Origin of the sequence: Streptomyces sp. CA-135486 (assembly GCF_050936555.1) — a bacterium.
Lineage (GTDB): Bacteria > Actinomycetota > Actinomycetes > Streptomycetales > Streptomycetaceae > Streptomyces.
This window is the reverse complement of sequence record NZ_JBNJMM010000001.1, coordinates 1328617-1344894: the sequence shown is the minus strand read 5'-3', so window position 1 is coordinate 1344894 and position 16278 is coordinate 1328617. Positions and strand designations below refer to the sequence as shown.

11 protein-coding genes are annotated in these 16278 nt (G+C 70.7%); 4 read left to right on the top strand and 7 right to left on the bottom strand.

From position 1 onward, the window contains the following. Nucleotides 1-24: 24 nt before the first annotated feature. From ACQEVG_RS05980 to hrcA, 4 genes are all read right to left on the bottom strand, one after another. Complete coding sequence (locus ACQEVG_RS05980; protein WP_432978098.1) at nt 25-768, bottom strand: 16S rRNA (uracil(1498)-N(3))-methyltransferase; 744 nt, start codon at nt 766-768, stop codon at nt 25-27. After that, the gene (locus tag ACQEVG_RS05975; RefSeq protein ID WP_432978095.1) at nt 765-1838 is read right to left on the bottom strand and encodes a nitronate monooxygenase; all 1074 of its coding nucleotides are present in this window, start codon (nt 1836-1838) and stop codon (nt 765-767) included. The genes ACQEVG_RS05980 and ACQEVG_RS05975 overlap by 4 nt, the downstream gene beginning before the upstream one ends. 272 nt (nt 1839-2110) lie before the next feature. Further along, complete coding sequence (dnaJ, locus tag ACQEVG_RS05970) at nt 2111-3247, bottom strand: molecular chaperone DnaJ (RefSeq protein ID WP_404723361.1); 1137 nt, start codon at nt 3245-3247, stop codon at nt 2111-2113. Further along, a complete protein-coding gene (gene hrcA / locus ACQEVG_RS05965) occupies nt 3248-4273 on the bottom strand; it encodes a heat-inducible transcriptional repressor HrcA (RefSeq protein WP_432978091.1) in 1026 nt (341 codons plus the stop codon). A 177-nt stretch (nt 4274-4450) separates the two neighbouring features. On the opposite strand from hrcA, the gene ACQEVG_RS05960 reads away from it, so the two are divergent. Both ACQEVG_RS05960 and ACQEVG_RS05955 read left to right on the top strand, forming a co-directional pair. Continuing rightward, the gene (locus tag ACQEVG_RS05960; protein ID WP_432978088.1) at nt 4451-5173 is read left to right on the top strand and encodes an MBL fold metallo-hydrolase; all 723 of its coding nucleotides are present in this window, start codon (nt 4451-4453) and stop codon (nt 5171-5173) included. Nucleotides 5174-5182: 9 nt separating this feature from the next. Continuing rightward, the gene (locus ACQEVG_RS05955) at nt 5183-5986 is read left to right on the top strand and encodes a DUF3097 domain-containing protein (RefSeq protein ID WP_432978085.1); all 804 of its coding nucleotides are present in this window, start codon (nt 5183-5185) and stop codon (nt 5984-5986) included. Nucleotides 5987-6069: 83 nt separating this feature from the next. Here ACQEVG_RS05955 and hemW read toward each other — a convergent pair whose 3' ends face one another. Next, on the bottom strand, nt 6070-7302 hold the full coding sequence (hemW, locus tag ACQEVG_RS05950; protein WP_432978082.1) for a radical SAM family heme chaperone HemW: 1233 nt from the start codon (nt 7300-7302) through the stop codon (nt 6070-6072). 74 nt (nt 7303-7376) lie between these two features. After that, nucleotides 7377-9329 carry a SpoIIE family protein phosphatase gene (locus ACQEVG_RS05945; RefSeq protein ID WP_432985095.1) on the bottom strand — a complete coding sequence of 651 codons (1953 nt, stop codon included), beginning with the start codon at nt 9327-9329 and terminating at the stop codon, nt 7377-7379. 206 nt (nt 9330-9535) lie between these two features. Here ACQEVG_RS05945 and ACQEVG_RS05940 point away from each other — a divergent pair, with 206 nt between their 5' ends. Both ACQEVG_RS05940 and ACQEVG_RS05935 read left to right on the top strand, forming a co-directional pair. Continuing rightward, nucleotides 9536-13648, top strand: a complete 4113-nt coding sequence (locus ACQEVG_RS05940; RefSeq protein ID WP_432985092.1) for a HAMP domain-containing protein — start codon at nt 9536-9538, stop codon at nt 13646-13648. Nucleotides 13649-13658: 10 nt separating this feature from the next. Then, entirely contained in the window at nt 13659-14240 is a 582-nt protein-coding gene (locus ACQEVG_RS05935; RefSeq protein ID WP_432978079.1) for a response regulator, read from the top strand. A gap of 84 nt (nt 14241-14324) precedes the next feature. On the opposite strand, the gene ACQEVG_RS05930 is transcribed toward ACQEVG_RS05935, so the two are convergent. Next, on the bottom strand, nt 14325-16214 hold the full coding sequence (locus tag ACQEVG_RS05930; RefSeq protein ID WP_432978074.1) for an AMP-dependent synthetase/ligase: 1890 nt from the start codon (nt 16212-16214) through the stop codon (nt 14325-14327). Nucleotides 16215-16278: the final 64 nt, after the last annotated feature.

The following is a 16278-nucleotide window of genomic DNA, read 5'->3' as shown; positions in this document are numbered from 1 at the left end:
GTGAAAGCCGGGCCGGTCAGACAGCTAGGACCAGCGGCCGGTGCGGCCCAGCAACAGCGCCGTCGCGGCCGTGCCGGCGGTGGAGGTGCGCAGCACGCTGCGCCCCAGCCGGTACGGCTTCGCACCCGCCTCGGCGAACGCCGCCAACTCCTCCGGGGACACGCCCCCTTCGGGCCCCACCACCAGCACGATCGACCCCCGCGCGGGCAGTTCCGCGGTGGCCAGGGGCTCGGCGCCCTCCTCGTGCAGCACGGCCGCGAAATCGGCCTCGGCCAGAAGCGCCGCAACCTGCTTGGTCGTTGCCGCGTCCGCGACCTCGGGAAAGCGGAGCCTGCGCGACTGCTTGCCCGCCTCGCGCGCCGTGGCCCGCCACTTGGCGAGGGACTTGGCGCCCCGCTCGCCCTTCCACTGCGTGATACAGCGCGCGGCGGCCCAGGGCACGACGGCGTCGACGCCGGTCTCCGTCATGGTCTCGACGGCGAGTTCGCCACGGTCGCCCTTGGGGAGGGCCTGGACGACGGTGAGACGGGGCGTGGGCTCGGGCTCCGTGGGAAACTGCAGCGGTTCGACGATCAGCCGGTCCTTGCCCTCGGTCCGCAGCACCACACCTGCCGCGCCGCGCCCTCGCCCGTCCGTCAGCACGATGTCCTCACCGGACTGCAGCCTGCGTACGGAGACGGCGTGCCGCCCTTCCGGCCCGTCCAGGGTGATCAGCGAGCCCGGGCCCACGCCGTCCAGTGAGTCGACGAGGAACACGGGCGCGGTCATCGGGAGCCGCCCAGCGCGAGCGCGGCGCGCGCGGAGTCGGCTTCGGCGGCGAGGACCTCGACGAGCTGCCCGGCGGGCAGTTCGCGGGCCATCCGGTGGCCCTGACCGGCCCACAGCGCCATACCCTGCGGGTCGCCCGCCTTGGCGGCGGCCTTGCGCAGGCCACTGGTCAGGTGGTGCACCTCGGGGTAGGCGGCGGGGGCGTACGGGCCGTGCTCGCGCATGAAACGATTCACCAGGCCGCGGGCCGGCCGCCCGGAGAAGGCGCGGGTCAACTCCGTACGTACGAACAGCGGATTCGTCATGGCCTGCTTGTGCAGCGCATTGGCGCCGGACTCGGGGCAGACCAGGAACGCGGTCCCGAGCTGCCCGGCGACCGCGCCCGCGGCGAGCGCGCCGGCGATCTGACCGCCGCGCATCAGGCCGCCCGCGGCGATGATCGGCAGCTGTACGGTCTCGCGGACCAGCGCGATGAGCGAGAGCAGCCCGATCCCGGCGCCGTCGAACGCGGGGTCGTCCCGGTGCGTGCCCTGGTGCCCGCCCGCCTCGATGCCCTGCACACACACGGCGTCGGCACCGGCCCACTGGGCGGCCTGCGCCTCGTCGGGCGAGGTGACGGTCACGACGGTGAAGGTGCCGGCCTTGGCGAAGGAGTCGAGCACGTCACGGGTCGGGCAGCCGAAGGTGAAGGAGACGACGGGAACGGGGTCGTCGAGGAGGATGGCGAGCTTGGCCTCGTACCCGTCGTCGCGCCCGGAGTCGGGGTCGCCCAGGGGCGTCTCGTACCAGGCCGCCTCACCGGCGAGCTGATGCCGGTAGACCTCGACGGCGGCGGGGTCGGCCGTGCCCGGCTGCGGCATGAAGAGATTCACGCCGAAGGGCTGCGAGGTGAGCCCGCGGACCTGTTTGACGTCCTGGTACATGCCGTCCGCGGTCTTGTACCCGGCAGCGAGAAACCCGAGCCCACCGGCTTCGGACACGGCGGCGGCCAAGGGGGGACAGGATGCGCCGCCCGCCATGGGGGCCTGCACGATCGGGTGCCGGCAGAGATCGGTCAGTGCGGAGGACATGCAGGCATGGTGCCACGTCACCGGCGCGGCACCGAATCGGGTGTTCGGTGCCCGAAAGAGGGCGTGGGCGGGGCTGTGCGGGCCCCCGCTGCGGCGCCGCGGCCGAGCTCTGGGGTGCGATTTCCCCCACCCGGCCATTTCCCGAAACCGGGGGGCATGCCCCCGAGCCCCGTCCGCCGTCGGCTGCGCGACCGCGCAAGGTCTGCGGTACCCACGCGGGGCGGACCCGCCGACAGGCGCGCGCAGCTCACGCGCCCCCGCCGGCCCAGACCCTACCGACCGTTGAACGCGTCCTTCAGGCGGGAGAACAGACCCTGCTGGCCCGGCTGGAACTGGCCCAGTGGCCGTTCCTCGCCCCGCAGCTTCGCCAGATCCCGCAGCAGCCTCTCCTGGTCCGCGTCCAGCTTCGACGGCGTCATCACCTCGACGTGCACGATCAGGTCGCCGCGCCCCCCGCCCCGCAGGTGCGTGATCCCGCGCCCGTGCAGCGGGATCGACTGGCCCGACTGCGTGCCCGGGCGGATGTCGACCTCTTCCATCCCGTCCAGCGTCTCCAGCGGGCACTTCGTGCCCAGCGCCGCCGCCGTCATCGGGATCGTCACCGTGCAGTGCAGATCGTCGCCGCGCCGCTGGAAGACCGGGTGCGGCAGCTCGTGGATCTCCACGTACAGATCACCCGCGGGGCCGCCGCCCGGCCCGACCTCGCCCTCGCCGGCGAGCTGGATGCGCGTCCCGTTGTCGACACCGGCCGGGATCTTGACCGTAAGAGTCCGGCGGGACCGTACACGCCCGTCGCCCGCGCACTCGGGGCACGGCGTCGGCACGACCGTGCCGAAGCCCTGGCACTGCGGGCACGGCCGCGAGGTCATGACCTGCCCCAGGAAGGACCGCGTCACCTGCGAGACCTCACCACGGCCACGGCACATGTCACACGTCTGCGCCGAGGTGCCCGGCGCGGCGCCCTCGCCGGAGCACGTGGTGCACACGACGGCCGTGTCGACCTGGATGTCCTTCGTCGTGCCGAAGGCCGCCTCGTTGAGGTCGATCTCCAGGCGGATCATGGCGTCCTGGCCTCGCCGCGTGCGCGACCTCGGTCCCCGCTGCGACGCCGTCCCGAAGAACGCGTCCATGATGTCCGAGAAGTTTCCGAAGCCACCGGCTCCGAAGCCGCCCGCGCCACCGCCGCCCGCCTGCGACAGCGGGTCCCCGCCGAGGTCGTAGACCTGCTTCTTCTGCGGGTCCGACAGCACCTCGTACGCGGCGTTGATCTCCTTGAAGCGCTCCTGCGTCTTCGGGTCCGGATTCACATCCGGGTGGAGTTCACGGGCAAGCCGGCGGAAGGCCTTCTTGATCTCGTCCTGGGACGCGTCGCGGCGTACGCCGAGTACGGCGTAGTAGTCCGTGGCCACTTACGACTCCGCCAGGATCTGTCCGACGTAACGTGCCACTGCGCGTACCGCTCCCATCGTTCCGGGGTAGTCCATGCGGGTCGGTCCGACCACGCCGAGTTTGGCAACTGCCTCGTCGCCCGAACCGTAGCCCACCGCGACGACGGACGTGGAGTTGAGGCCCTCATGGGCGTTCTCATGACCGATCCGTACGGTCATGCCCATGCCGCCCGATTCCTTCGCCTCACCGAGCAGTTTGAGGAGCACCACATGCTCCTCGAGCGCCTCCAGCACCGGCCTGATGGTCAGCGGGAAGTCGTGCCCGAAGCGGGTCAGATTGGCGGTGCCGCCGATCATCAGCCGCTCCTCGGTCTCCTCGACCAGGGTCTCGAGCAGGGTCGAGAGCACCGTGGAGACGGTCCCGCGGTCCTCCGAATCGAAGGACTCGGGAAGGTCCTGCACCAGCTGCGGCACATCCGCGAAGCGGCGCCCGACGACCCGGCTGTTGAGCCGGGCCCGCAGGTCCGCGAGCGAGCTGTCGCCGAACGGCGCGGGGCAGTCGATCATGCGCTGCTCGACCCGCCCGGTGTCCGTGATCAGCACGAGCATCAGCCGGGCCGGCGCGAGGGAGAGGAGCTCCACATGCCGGACGGTGGACCGGGTCAGCGAGGGGTACTGGACGATGGCGACCTGCCGGGTCAGCTGCGCCAGCAGCCGTACCGTACGGCCGACCACGTCGTCGAGATCGACGGCTCCGTCCAGGAAGCTGTGGATGGCGCGCCGCTCGGGCGACGACAGCGGCTTGACGCCGGCCAGCTTGTCGACGAAGAGCCGGTAACCCTTGTCCGTGGGGATACGGCCGGCGCTGGTGTGGGGCTGGGCGATGTAGCCCTCGTCCTCCAGCACGGCCATGTCGTTGCGGACGGTCGCCGGCGAGACGCCGAGCTTGTGACGCTCGGTGAGCGCCTTGGAGCCGACGGGCTCCTCGGTGCCGACATAGTCCTGGACGATGGCGCGCAGCACCTCGAGTCTGCGTTCGCTGAGCATCGCGCACACCTCCAGCTGTGGTTCCTCGGTGGTGCCTGGCACTCGCTGCGTACGAGTGCCAGCATTTTCCCCGTGCCAGTGTACGGCGGTGAGGTACACCCCTAGCAAGGGCCGCCAGCCAGGACAGCCGACCACGCTACCGCGCGCTGTGCCGGTCGCTGCCAGTAGCGTCGCGGTATGGACGTCAGTTGGGAAGACTTCGGCTGGGAGCGGTTGGCCGACGGGGTGGGGCGTCGACGGCTGCCGGTCTGGGACGCGACCACCGGATTGATCGCCGGTGAGGACCGTGTCCTCATGTACGACACGGGCTCCACACTGCGTGAGGGCGCCGAGCTGCGCACTCAGGCACAGGCGCTGCTGCCCGGCCGCCGCGTGACGCATATCGCACTGAGTCACCCCCACTTCGACCATGTGCTGGGGACGGCGGCGTTCTCGGGGGCCGAGGTGTACGGCGCGGTGGGCATCGCGGATCTGATGCGGCGGGACCGGGACGCGATCCGGGGCTCGGCGGTACGCCACGGGGTCTTGGCCGCCGATGCGGCGGAGGCGGTCGACGTGCTGGTGGTGCCGCAGCATCTGGTGTGCGGCGAGTGGACGCTGGAGCTGGGCGGCCGCCAGGTGCTGCTGGCGAACGTGGGCCCCGGTCATTCGGGCCACGACCTCGCGGTGCTGGTGCCGGGGGACCCGGAGGTGGTGTTCTGCGGCGACCTGGTGGAGGAGTCCGGCGAGCCGCAGGCGGGCCCGGACGCCATCCCGTCCCGCTGGCCGGCGGCGCTGGACCGGCTGCTGTCACTGGGCGGCGAGGACGCGGTGTATGTGCCGGGGCACGGGGCGGTCGTGGACGCGGCGTTCGTACGCGCGCAGCGAGACATGCTGGCGGCGCGCTTCGGGGTGTCGTAGCGTCGCCGAATGCGCAGCTACAGCCCGGATCTGACCCCGCCTTGGAAGAAGTCGCGGCCCGCACCGGAGGTGCCGGCCGAGCCCGATCTGGTCGTGGAGGAGGTCGGGACGGGCTTCTGCGGTGCGGTGATCCGCTGTGAGGCGGGGACGGTGACGCTGGAGGACCGCTTCGGCAAGCACCGGGTCTTCCCGCTGGAGCCGCGGGGCTTCCTCCTGGAGGGGAAGGTGGTCACCCTCGTCCGCCCCTCGGCTGCGGGCCCGGCCCGCCCGGCCCGTACGGCCTCGGGATCGATAGCGGTCCCGGGGGCGCGCGCCCGTGTCGCCCGTGCGGGCCGCATCTACGTGGAGGGCCGCCACGACGCGGAACTCGTGGAACGCGTCTGGGGCGACGACCTGCGCATCGAGGGCGTCGTCGTCGAGTACCTGGAGGGCATCGACGACCTCCCGTCGATCGTCGCCGACTTCGCCCCCGGCCCGGACGCACGCCTCGGCGTCCTGGTGGACCATCTGGTCCCCGGCTCGAAGGAGTCCCGCATCGCGGACCGGGTCACGGGCGCGGACGTGCTGGTGGTGGGCCATCCCTACATCGACGTGTGGGAGGCGGTGAAGCCCTCCTCGGTGGGCATCCCGGCGTGGCCGTCGATCCCGCACGGCCAGGACTGGAAGACGGGCGTCTGCCGCGCACTGGGCTGGCGGGAGAACACGGGGGCGGCGTGGCAGCGGATTCTCTCCGGGGTGCGGTCCTACAGGGACCTGGAACCGGAGCTGCTGGGGCGGGTGGAGGAGCTGATCGATTTCGTGACGGCGCCGTAGGAATGTCCCGCCCCTCCGGCGACTGAGGAGCGGGGCTCGGGGCGGAGCCCCCACTCGGGAAGGCCCGGCAGGGCTCCGCCCCGTCAGTCCACCAGGTCCCGCACCACCGCATCCGCCAGCAACCGCCCCCGCAACGTCAGCACCGCACTCCCCGCCTCGTACGCCCCCGACTCCAGCAGGCCGTCCCCCAGCGCGCGCCCCGCCGCCGCGAGGCCCGCGGGCCGGAGCAGCGACAGTGGCACGCCCTCGCGCAGGCGCAGTTCCAGCAGGACGCGCTCCACCCGGCGGTCCTGCGGCGAGAGCACCTCGCGGCCCGCCCCCGGCGACCGCCCCTCCGCCAGCGCCGCCGCATACGCGCCCGGGTGCTTCACGTTCCACCAGCGCACGCCGCCCACATGGCTGTGCGCCCCGGGTCCCGCGCCCCACCAGTCCGCGCCGCGCCAGTACAGCTCGTTGTGCAGGCACCGGCCCGCCCGGGAGGTCGACCAGTTGGAGACCTCGTACCAGTCGAAACCGGCGCGCGACAGCACGTCGTCGGCGATCAGATACCGGTCCGCGTGGACGTCGTCGTCCGTCATCGGGACCTCACCGCGCCGGATCCGCCGCGCCAGCTGCGTGCCCTCCTCCACGATCAGCGCGTACGCCGAGATGTGGTCGGGACCCGCGCCCACCGCCGCGGCGAGCGACGCGCGCCAGTCGTCGTCGGACTCCCCCGGCGTGCCGTAGATCAGGTCGAGGTTCACATGGCCGAAGCCCGCCGCCCGCGCCTCCGCCACGCATGCCTCGGGCCGCCCCGGCGTATGTGTACGGTCCAGCACCTTCAGCACATGCTGCCGCGCGCTCTGCATGCCGAAGGAGATCCGGTTGAAGCCGCCCTCGCGCAGCTCCGCCAGATACTCGGGGTTCACCGACTCCGGATTCGCCTCGGTGGTGATCTCCGCGTCGTCCGCGAGCCCGAACTCCTCCCGTACGGCATCCAGCATCCGTACGAGATCGGCGGCGGCGAGCAGCGTCGGCGTACCGCCCCCGACGAACACGGTCCGGACCTGTCGCGGGTCGTCGCCGAGCACCTTCCGGGCCAGCCGCACCTCGTCGGTGAGCGTCGCGGCGTAGTTGTCGCGGGAGGCCAGCACGCCGCCCGAGCCGCGCAGCTCGGTCGCCGTGTAGGTGTTGAAGTCGCAGTAGCCGCAGCGGGTCGCGCAGTACGGCACATGCAGATAGAAGGCGAGCGGCCGGTCTCCGGCGCCCTCGAGCGCGGACGCGGGCAGCGTCCCGTTCTCGGGCATCGGCTCACCATCGGGCAGTACGGAAGGCATGCCCCCCATTGTCCGTCACCCAGGACGTGGCCCGGCACGTCGCCTGTGGGCACCCAGGACGTGGCACGGCACGGCTACTGCGCCCGCAGCACCAGCAGCGCGAGATCGTCTCCCGGCGGCGTCTCCGCGAACTCGTGCACCGCCTGCCTGATCCGCTCGGCCACCCCCTGCGCGGTCAGCCCCACGCAGCTCGCCAGCACCCGCGCGAGCCCGTCCCCGTCGTCGAACATCCGCGCCCCCGAGCGCCGCTCCGTCACCCCGTCCGTGACGCAGAGCAGCGTGTCGCCAGGTTCCAGGTCGAAGGTCTGGCTCTGGTAGGCCACGTCCTCGACGACCCCGAGCAGCACCTGCGGCTCAGCCGCCGTGAGCACCCGGCCGTCGGGCCTCAGCAGCAGCGGCAGGGGATGGCCCGCGCTCGCGACTGTGCACCGCACGCCGCCCTGCGCAAAGGGCACCAGCTCGCCGTAGAGGACGGAGAGGAACCGCGCCTGCGGCCCCTCCGGCAGCCCCTGCCCGCCCGCGGCAGCCACCATCAGCGCGGCTGCCTCGGCCGCCTCCATCGCATCGTCGAGGAGGAGTCCGTTCAGCCGGTCGAGCACCGCGCCGACCTGGTATCCCTCGCGAGCGAGCAGCCGCAGCCAGGGCCGGGCGAGCCCGGTCACGACGGCGGCCTCGGGCCCGCTGCCCTGGACGTCGCCGAGCATGAAGCACCAGCGGCCGCCCGAGCCCGCCGGGAAGATGTCGTAGAAGTCGCCGCCCGCGACTCCGTCGTCGCTCGGCTCGTACACGAGGAACTGGTCGACGCCGGGGATCTCCCCGACCTTGCCCGGCAGCAGCCCGCGCTGCAGGATCCTGCTGATGGTGGCCTGCCGGGTGTACTGGCGGGCCGCGCCGATCGCCAGAGCCACCCGCCGGGCGAAGTCCTCGATCAGCGCGGTCACTTCATCGGGCACGCGCCCCGGCCCGTGCCGGGCGACGACCAGTGTGCCGAGCCCGCGCCCGCCCGCGACGAGTCGGTAGGCCAGCGCCGTCCCCTCCTCTTCGCCGGGTTCGCCCTCGGTCGGCCAGGGGATCGACACCGGCCCGTTGCGCGGTGTTTCGGGCAGCCGTGGCGGCTCCTTGCCGAGGACCTCGCGCAGCTTCTCGATCCGGGACTCGTCGCCGTGCCAGACGCGGGCGAGCCGTTGCGCGGCCCCCGACGGGCCGCCCGTGCCCCACCCCGCGCGCCCGGCCTCGCCCTCCAGCCAGATCGCGCACCAGTCGGCGAGCCGCGGCACCAGCAACTGCCCCGCCAGCGCGGCGACCATGTCCTCGTCGAGTTGCCCGGCGAGCAGGTCGGACGCTTCGGCGAGGAAGGAGAGCGCGCCGCGGCTGAGCCAGTCCTGGTCCTCGCGGACGGCGCGGCGCGGCGCGGGCGCGAGGATCTCGGCGGCGCGCAGTCCGCGTTGCATTGCCGGTTCGGCGCCGGGCAGCGGGCAGGTGTCCCAGCCGTCGACGGGCAGCCGGGCCCAGACGGTCTTGAGGGCCGTGAGGTAGGTGATGCCCCAGCGCTCCGCGAGGGCGCCGACGAGATGGAGGCCGCGCCCGTACTCAGGGGTGCCGGTCCGGTCCTCGCCGTCCGGTTCGTTCCGTACGGCCCTGGCCGGGTGATGGTCGGAGACCTCGATCACCAGCGCGGCCGGCTCGCCGTCGGCCTGCTCCTCGAGCCGGCAGAGGAGTTCGACGGTGGTGCCCGCATGCACGACGGCGTTGGTGACCAGTTCGTTGACGACGAGTACGGCGTCGTCCGCGAGCCGGTCCGTACTGTGCCGGCCCGGCTGGCAGCCCCCGCTGCCGGCCGTCCCTCGGCAGAAGGCGCAGGTGGCGAGCAGGCCGAGGTTGGTCCAGTCGGCGAGGGCGGCGCGTACGAAGCGGCGTGCGGCGGACGGCGCGAGGGGGTTGCCCGGCAGACTGGTGCGCGAAATCGACCGTGCGTCATCCCGTAACGGGTACAACGGCGTTGAGCGTTGGACCGTATCGCGCTGCATCGGAAAGGACCCCACGGTGTGGCTCCTGGTCGGTTCTGGCAATGCGCCGCTTATGACACCGACAGAGTGACAGACTGAGCCTGCCCATAAGCGTCGAGTCACCGAAGTGGGCGGATATGAATAAAGATCTTGCGCTGTCGCCCGCCCAGCCGCCCTCCGACGGCGCCTGGATACGTGTGGCGGAGCTGCGCCCGCTGCTGGCCGCGATGACGGCACTGCGGGACGGAGACTTCACGGTACGTGTGCCCGAAACCCATGAGGGCATGTCGGCGGAGCTGGCGGCGATGTTCAACCAGATCGCCGTGCGCAATCAGCACTTCGCGGATGAACTGACCCGGGTGCGCCGGGAGGTGGTGCGGCACGGCAGGCTGGACGACCGTCTGTCGGCGAGCCCCGGCCAGGGCGCCTGGACGTCCGGAGTCATCAGTACGAACGCGCTGCTGGACGCCTTGGTGGTACCGGCCGCCAACGCCACCCGGGTGCTGGACGCGGTGGCGGGCGGCGATCTCACTCAGCGGGTCGATCTGCACGACGGCAACCGCCAGTTGCGCGGCGATCTGCGCCGTCTGGGCCGCGCGGTCAACAAGATGGTGGACCAGCTGTCCCTGTTCACCGGCGAGGTGACCAGGGTGGCCCGGGAGGTGGGCACCGAGGGCCGCCTCGGCGGGCGCGCCAAGGTGCAGGGCCTGTCCGGCAGTTGGCGGGACGTGACCGAGGCGGTCAACACCATGGCCGCCCGGCTGACCGCGCAGGTGCGCGACATCGCCGCGGTGACCACGGCGGTGGCGCGCGGCGACTTGACCCGTACGGTCACGGTCGAGGCGACCGGCGAGCTCCTGGAGCTGAAGCTCACCGTCAACACCATGGTCGACCAGCTCTCGGCCTTCGCCGACGAGGTCACCCGGGTGGCCCGCGAGGTCGGTACGGAGGGCCAGCTGGGCGGGCGGGCCCAGGTCCGCGGCGTGTCCGGCGTCTGGAAAGACCTCACCGACAACGTCAACTTCATGGCGTCCAACCTGACGTCCCAGGTCCGCAACATCGCACAGGTCACCACCGCCGTCGCCAACGGCGACCTGTCCCAGAAGATCACCGTCGACGCCCAGGGCGAGATCCTGGAGCTGAAGTCGACCATCAACACCATGGTCGACCAGCTCTCCGCCTTCGCCGACGAGGTCACCCGCGTCGCCCGCGAGGTCGGCACCGAAGGAAACCTCGGCGGCCGCGCCCAGGTCCGCGGCGTGTCCGGCGTCTGGAAAGACCTCACCGAGAACGTCAACTTCATGGCCGACAACCTCACGTCCCAGGTGCGGAACATCGCGCTCGTGTCCACGGCCGTCGCCCAGGGCGACCTCGGCAAGAAGATCACGGTCGAGGCGAAGGGCGAGATCCTGGAGCTGAAGTCGACCATCAACACCATGGTCGACCAGCTCTCCGCCTTCGCCGACGAGGTCACCCGCGTCGCCCGCGAGGTCGGCACCGAAGGAAACCTCGGCGGCCAGGCTCAGGTCCGCGGCGTGTCCGGCGTCTGGAAGGACCTCACCGACAACGTCAACTTCATGGCGTCCAACCTGACGTCCCAGGTCCGCAACATCGCACAGGTCACCACCGCCGTCGCCAACGGCGACCTCTCCAAGAAGATCACCGTCGACGCGCGCGGCGAGATCCTGGAGCTCAAGGACACCGTCAACACCATGGTGGAGCAGCTGCGCGCCTTCGGCGACGAGGTCACCCGGGTGGCCCGCGAGGTGGGCACGGACGGCAGGCTCGGCGGCCGCGCCCAGGTACTCGGTGTCACCGGTCTGTGGAAGGACCTCACCGACAACGTCAACTACATGGCCGACAACCTCACGTCCCAGGTCCGGAACATCGCGCAGGTGGCGACGGCAGTGGCCCAGGGCGATCTCTCCAAGAAGATCGACGTGGACGCGCGCGGCGAGATCCTGGAGCTGAAGACCACCATCAACACCATGGTGGACACGCTCTCCTCGTTCTCCTCCGAGGTCACGCGCGTGGCCCGCGAGGTGGGTTCGGAGGGCCAGCTCGGCGGCCAGGCGCGGGTCGAGGGTGTGTACGGCACCTGGAAGCGCCTGACGACCAGTGTGAACGAGCTCGCGCTCAACCTCACCACCCAGGTCCGCGCCATCGCCGAGGTGGCGTCCGCCGTCACCCAGGGCGACATGTCCCGCTCGATCACCGTCGAGACCCGCGGCGAGGTCTCCGAGCTCAAGGACAACATCAACCTGATGGTGTCCAACCTCCGCGAGACCACCAGGGCCAAGGACTGGCTGGAGTCCAACCTCGCCCGCCTGGCCAGTCTGATGCAGGGCCACCGCGACCTGATGGAGGTCGCCGACCTGATCCTGCGCGAGCTGACCCCGCTGGTGAACGCGCAGTACGGCGCGTTCTTCCTGGCCGATCCGGACGCCGACGGCACTCCGTCCCGTACGACGTCGACCACCAAGGGACTGGCGTTCATCGCCGGTTACGGCTCCGCCCAGTCGGCCACCATAGACACCACCGGCATGCCGGGCCACGGCCTGGTCCGCCAGGCGGCCCTGGAGAAGAAGCGGATCCTGCTGGAGGAGGCCCCGCCGGACTACATCAAGATCAATTCTGGACTTGGCGAGGCGTCCCCGACCAGCGTCGTCATCATCCCGATCCTCTTCGAGGACAAGCTCCTCGGCGTGATCGAGCTGGCGTCCTTCTCCCGCTTCTCCGACGTCCACCTGGCCTTCTTCGACCAGTTCGTGAACACCATCGGCGTCGCGATCAACACCATCATCGCCAACTCCCGTACCGAGTCACTGCTGGGCGAGTCCCAGCGCCTCGCCATACAGCTCCAGGAGCGCTCCAACGAGCTGCAGCGGCAGCAGGCCGAGCTGCAGCGCTCCAACGCCGAACTGGAGGAGAAGGCGGCGCTGCTGGCGACCTCCTCGCAGTACAAGTCGGAGTTCCTGGCGAACATGTCGCACGAGCTGCGCACCCCGCTGAACTCGCTGCTCATCCTCGCCCGGCTGCTCTCCGACAACCCCGACGGCCATCTCTCCGACCAGGAGGTGCAGTTCGCGGCCACGATCCACCGCTCGGGCTCCGACCTGCTCCAGCTGATCAACGACATTCTGGACCTGTCGAAGATCGAGGCCGGCCGGATGGACGTACGCCCGAAGAAGCTGCCGCTGATCAAGCTGCTGGACTACGTGCACGCCACCTTCCGCCCGATCACCATCGACCGGGGTCTCGCCTTCGAGGTCGCGGTGGGCGAGGACGTACCGCGCGAGATGTTCTCCGACGAGCAGCGGCTCCAGCAGATCCTGCGCAATCTGCTCTCCAACGCGATCAAGTTCACCTCATCGGGCCGCGTCGAACTGCGCGTGAACAGGGTCAAGGACCCCGACAACAAGCTGCTCAAGGGCATGGAGGACCTGATCGCCTTCGCCGTCACCGACACCGGTATCGGTATCGCGAAGGAGAAACTGCCGGTGATCTTCGAGGCGTTCCAGCAGGCCGACGGCACCACCAACCGCAAGTACGGCGGCACGGGCCTCGGTCTGTCCATCAGCCGGGAGATCGCGGGGCTGCTCGGCGGCCGGATCATCGCGGAGAGCGAGCCGGGCCGCGGCTCCACCTTCACGCTGTACGTCCCCGTGGTCTACCCAGGCCATGTCGGCGCCGAGAGCGACGGCTCCCACGACGGCCACGACCCCCAGGAGGTGCGGGCCGTCCCGCCTACCTCGCCGGAGCGCCCTCTCGCCGACCACATGGGGCTCCCGGACCTGGACGACGGCTGGCCGACGACGACCAAGCTGGAGGAGTGGAGGTCGGGCCGGGCCGGCCGGATCCTGTCGAGCCGCCGCGTCCTCATCGTCGACGACGACATCCGCAACGTCTTTGCGCTCACCCATGTACTGGGCAGGGTGGGCATGCCCGTGCTGTACGCGGAGAACGGCCGGGAGGGCATCGAGACACTGGAGCGCAACCCCGACGTCGAACTGGTCCTGATGGACATCATGATGCCCGAGATGGATGGTTACGAGACGATCGAGGCGATCCGGCGCAGCCCGCTGTGGACGGATCTGCCGATCGTCGCGCTCACCGCGAAGGCGATGCCCGGGGACCGCGAGAAGTCGATCGCGCAGGGCGCGAACGAGTACGTACCGAAACCCGTCGATGTGGACCGTCTGCTGACCGTCGTCTGCGCCCTGCTGGACCCTGAGCGCGAGACGGCCGACCCGGACGGCGCGGCGTCCGAAGAAATACCCGCAGCACCGGGAGAGCCAGGCGGCGACGAGCAGCCGGCTGTCCCACCGACGATCACGTAAGGCAGACACGATGAGCACAGAGGCGCCCACCGCCGACCGCGCGAGCATCCTCCTCGTGGACGACATGGAGGACAATCTCGTCGCCCTGGAGGCAGTACTGGGGTCCCTCAACGAACCGCTGGTGCGGGCACGTTCCGGCGAGGCGGCGATGAAGGCACTGCTGCGGCAGAAGTTCGCGGTGGTCCTGCTGGATGTCCGGATGCCCGGCATGGACGGCTTCGAGACGGCGACCAACATCAAGCGTCTGGACCAGACGAAGGACGTCCCGATCATCTTCCTGACCGGGGCGGAGGCGGACCGAGGCTACGCCTTCAGGGGGTACGCGACGGGGGCGGCGGACTTTCTGACCAAGCCGTTCGACCCGTGGGTGCTGCGGGCGAAGGTGAATGTGTTCCTCGATCTGCACCGCAAGAACCGCCAGTTGGAGCGACTGCTGGCCCGCGAGCAGCATCAGCTGGGCACGATCGCGGACCGGCTGGGTGCGATTGAGAAGGCGCTGGACCTCAGCGGCCCGGCCGATGCGCCGGAGCTGCGGACGCAGTTGACGCGGGTGGAGGAAGCACTGAGGGACCTGGGCCGCGTCCGAGGCTGAGGCCCGGACCGGGACCGGGACGCCACCCTTTTGCCTGCCCTGCAGGGAGCAAGGGGTGGAGTCCCGGTTCGGGAAGGCGCGGCCTCAGGCCTCGCGGGAGCCCGCGTACATGTCCTCGATCAGCTCGCGGTACTCACGCTCGACGACCGGCCGCTTCAACTTGAGGCTCGGCGTCAGTTCGCCGTGCTCGATGTCCAGGTCGCGCGGGAGCAGCCGGAACTTCTTGATCGTCTGCCAGCGCTGCAGCCCCTCGTTCAGCCGCTGCACGTACCCCTCGATCAGCTGCTGGGCCTGCGGCGTGGCCACCACCTCCGCGTACGACTTGCCGTCCAGGCCGTTCTCCTTGGCCCAGCCGAGGATGGTCGGCTCGTCGAGCGCGATCAGCGCCGTGCAGAAGTTACGGTCCGCGCCGTGCACCAGGATGTTGGAGACGAACGGGCACACCGCCTTGAACTGTCCCTCGACCTCCGCCGGCGCGATGTACTTGCCGCCCGACGTCTTGATCAGGTCCTTCTTGCGGTCCGTGATCCGCAGATAGCCGTCCGCGGAGAGTTCGCCGATGTCCCCGGTGTGGAACCACCCGTCGGACTCCAGGACTTCCGCGGTCTTCTCCGGCAGACCGTGGTAGCCCTCCATGATCCCGGGGCCGCGCAGCAGGATCTCGCCGTCGTCCGCGATGCGCACCTCCGTGCCGGGAAGCGGCTTGCCGACCGTGCCCGTGCGGTACGCCTCGCCCGGGTTGACGAAGGACGCCGCGCTGGATTCGGTGAGGCCGTAGCCCTCCAGGATGTGGATCCCGGCGCCGGCGAAGAAGTAGCCGATGTCGGGCGCGAGCGCGGCGGAGCCGGAGACCGCGGCGCGCAGCCGCCCGCCGAAGGCGTCACGGAGCTTGGAGTAGACGAGCGCGTCGGCGACCTTGTGCTTTGCGCTCAGCCCGAAGGGCGCGGAGGCCGTGCCCGTACGGCGGAAGTTGTCCTGCACGGCCTTGGCGTACTCGCGCGAGACACCGGCCGCCCACTGGAAGATCTTGTACTTCGCGCCGCCGCCGGCCCGCGCCTTCGCGGCGACGCCGTTGTAGACCTTCTCGAAGATGCGCGGCACGGCCGCCATATAGGTCGGCTGCACCACCGGCAGATTCTCGATGATCTTGTCGACCCGGCCGTCGACGGCGGTGACATGGCCGACCTCGATCTGTCCGGAGGTCAGCACCTTGCCGAAGACATGGGCGAGCGGCAGCCAGAGGTACTGCACGTCGTCCTTGCTGATCAGCCCGGTCGCGGCGGTGGCCTTGGCCATGTACGACCAGTTGTCGTGCGGCAGCCGCACGCCCTTGGGCCGTCCCGTGGTGCCCGAGGTGTAGATCAGCGTCGCCAGCTGGTCCGCGGTGATCGCCTCGATCCGCTCCTTCACGGCCTCGGGATGCTTTTCGAGGTACTGCGCGCCGCGCGCCTCCAGGTCGGCGAGCGAGAGCACCCAGCCATCGGGCTCGCTCTCGTCGGGCTCGACGCCGGTCGTGTCGAGGACGACGACGTGCTTGAGCTCCGGCAGATCCGCCCGCTTCTCGCGCGCCTTGGCGAGCTGGGAGGCGTCCTCCGCGATCAGCACGCGGCTGGCGGAGTCGGCGAGGATGTACCCCGACTCCTCGGCGTTCGTGGACGGGTAGATGGTCGTGGTCGCGCCGCCCGCGCACATCACACCGAGGTCGGCGAGGATCCACTCGACCCGGGTGGAGGAGGCAAGCGCGACCCGGTCCTCGGGCTGCACGCCGAGATCAATCAGACCGGCCGCGATGGCGTAGACCCGCTCGGCGGCCTGGCCCCAGCTCAGCGACTTCCAGTCGTCGGGCCCTTGACCGGCGGCGGGGGCCACCGGGTAGCGGTAGGCCTCGGCGTCCGGCGTAGCCGCCACACGCTCGGCGAAAAGAGTCGCCACGGAGGGCGGTCGGTTCTCGATCAGGGTCTGTGTGTCGCTCACGACGTCCTCCGGGCCTGCGGCAGCACTGCAACTGGCTGGTTGTTTAACTGGCGAGTAACCATCG

What these genes read in the sequence shown, in the direction of transcription:
- ACQEVG_RS05975 (WP_432978095.1), bottom strand. Translation starts at nt 1,838, where the DNA reads ATGTCCTCCGCACTGACCGATCTCTGCCGGCACCCGATCGTGCAGGCC.
- ACQEVG_RS05935 (WP_432978079.1), top strand. Translation starts at nt 13,659, where the DNA reads ATGAGCACAGAGGCGCCCACCGCCGACCGCGCGAGCATCCTCCTCGTG.
- hrcA (WP_432978091.1), bottom strand. Translation starts at nt 4,273, where the DNA reads ATGCTCAGCGAACGCAGACTCGAGGTGCTGCGCGCCATCGTCCAGGAC.
- ACQEVG_RS05940 (WP_432985092.1), top strand. Translation starts at nt 9,536, where the DNA reads ATGACGGCACTGCGGGACGGAGACTTCACGGTACGTGTGCCCGAAACC.
- hemW (WP_432978082.1), bottom strand. Translation starts at nt 7,302, where the DNA reads ATGCCTTCCGTACTGCCCGATGGTGAGCCGATGCCCGAGAACGGGACG.
- ACQEVG_RS05960 (WP_432978088.1), top strand. Translation starts at nt 4,451, where the DNA reads ATGGACGTCAGTTGGGAAGACTTCGGCTGGGAGCGGTTGGCCGACGGG.
- ACQEVG_RS05955 (WP_432978085.1), top strand. Translation starts at nt 5,183, where the DNA reads ATGCGCAGCTACAGCCCGGATCTGACCCCGCCTTGGAAGAAGTCGCGG.
- ACQEVG_RS05980 (WP_432978098.1), bottom strand. Translation starts at nt 768, where the DNA reads ATGACCGCGCCCGTGTTCCTCGTCGACTCACTGGACGGCGTGGGCCCG.
- ACQEVG_RS05945 (WP_432985095.1), bottom strand. Translation starts at nt 9,329, where the DNA reads ATGCAGCGCGATACGGTCCAACGCTCAACGCCGTTGTACCCGTTACGG.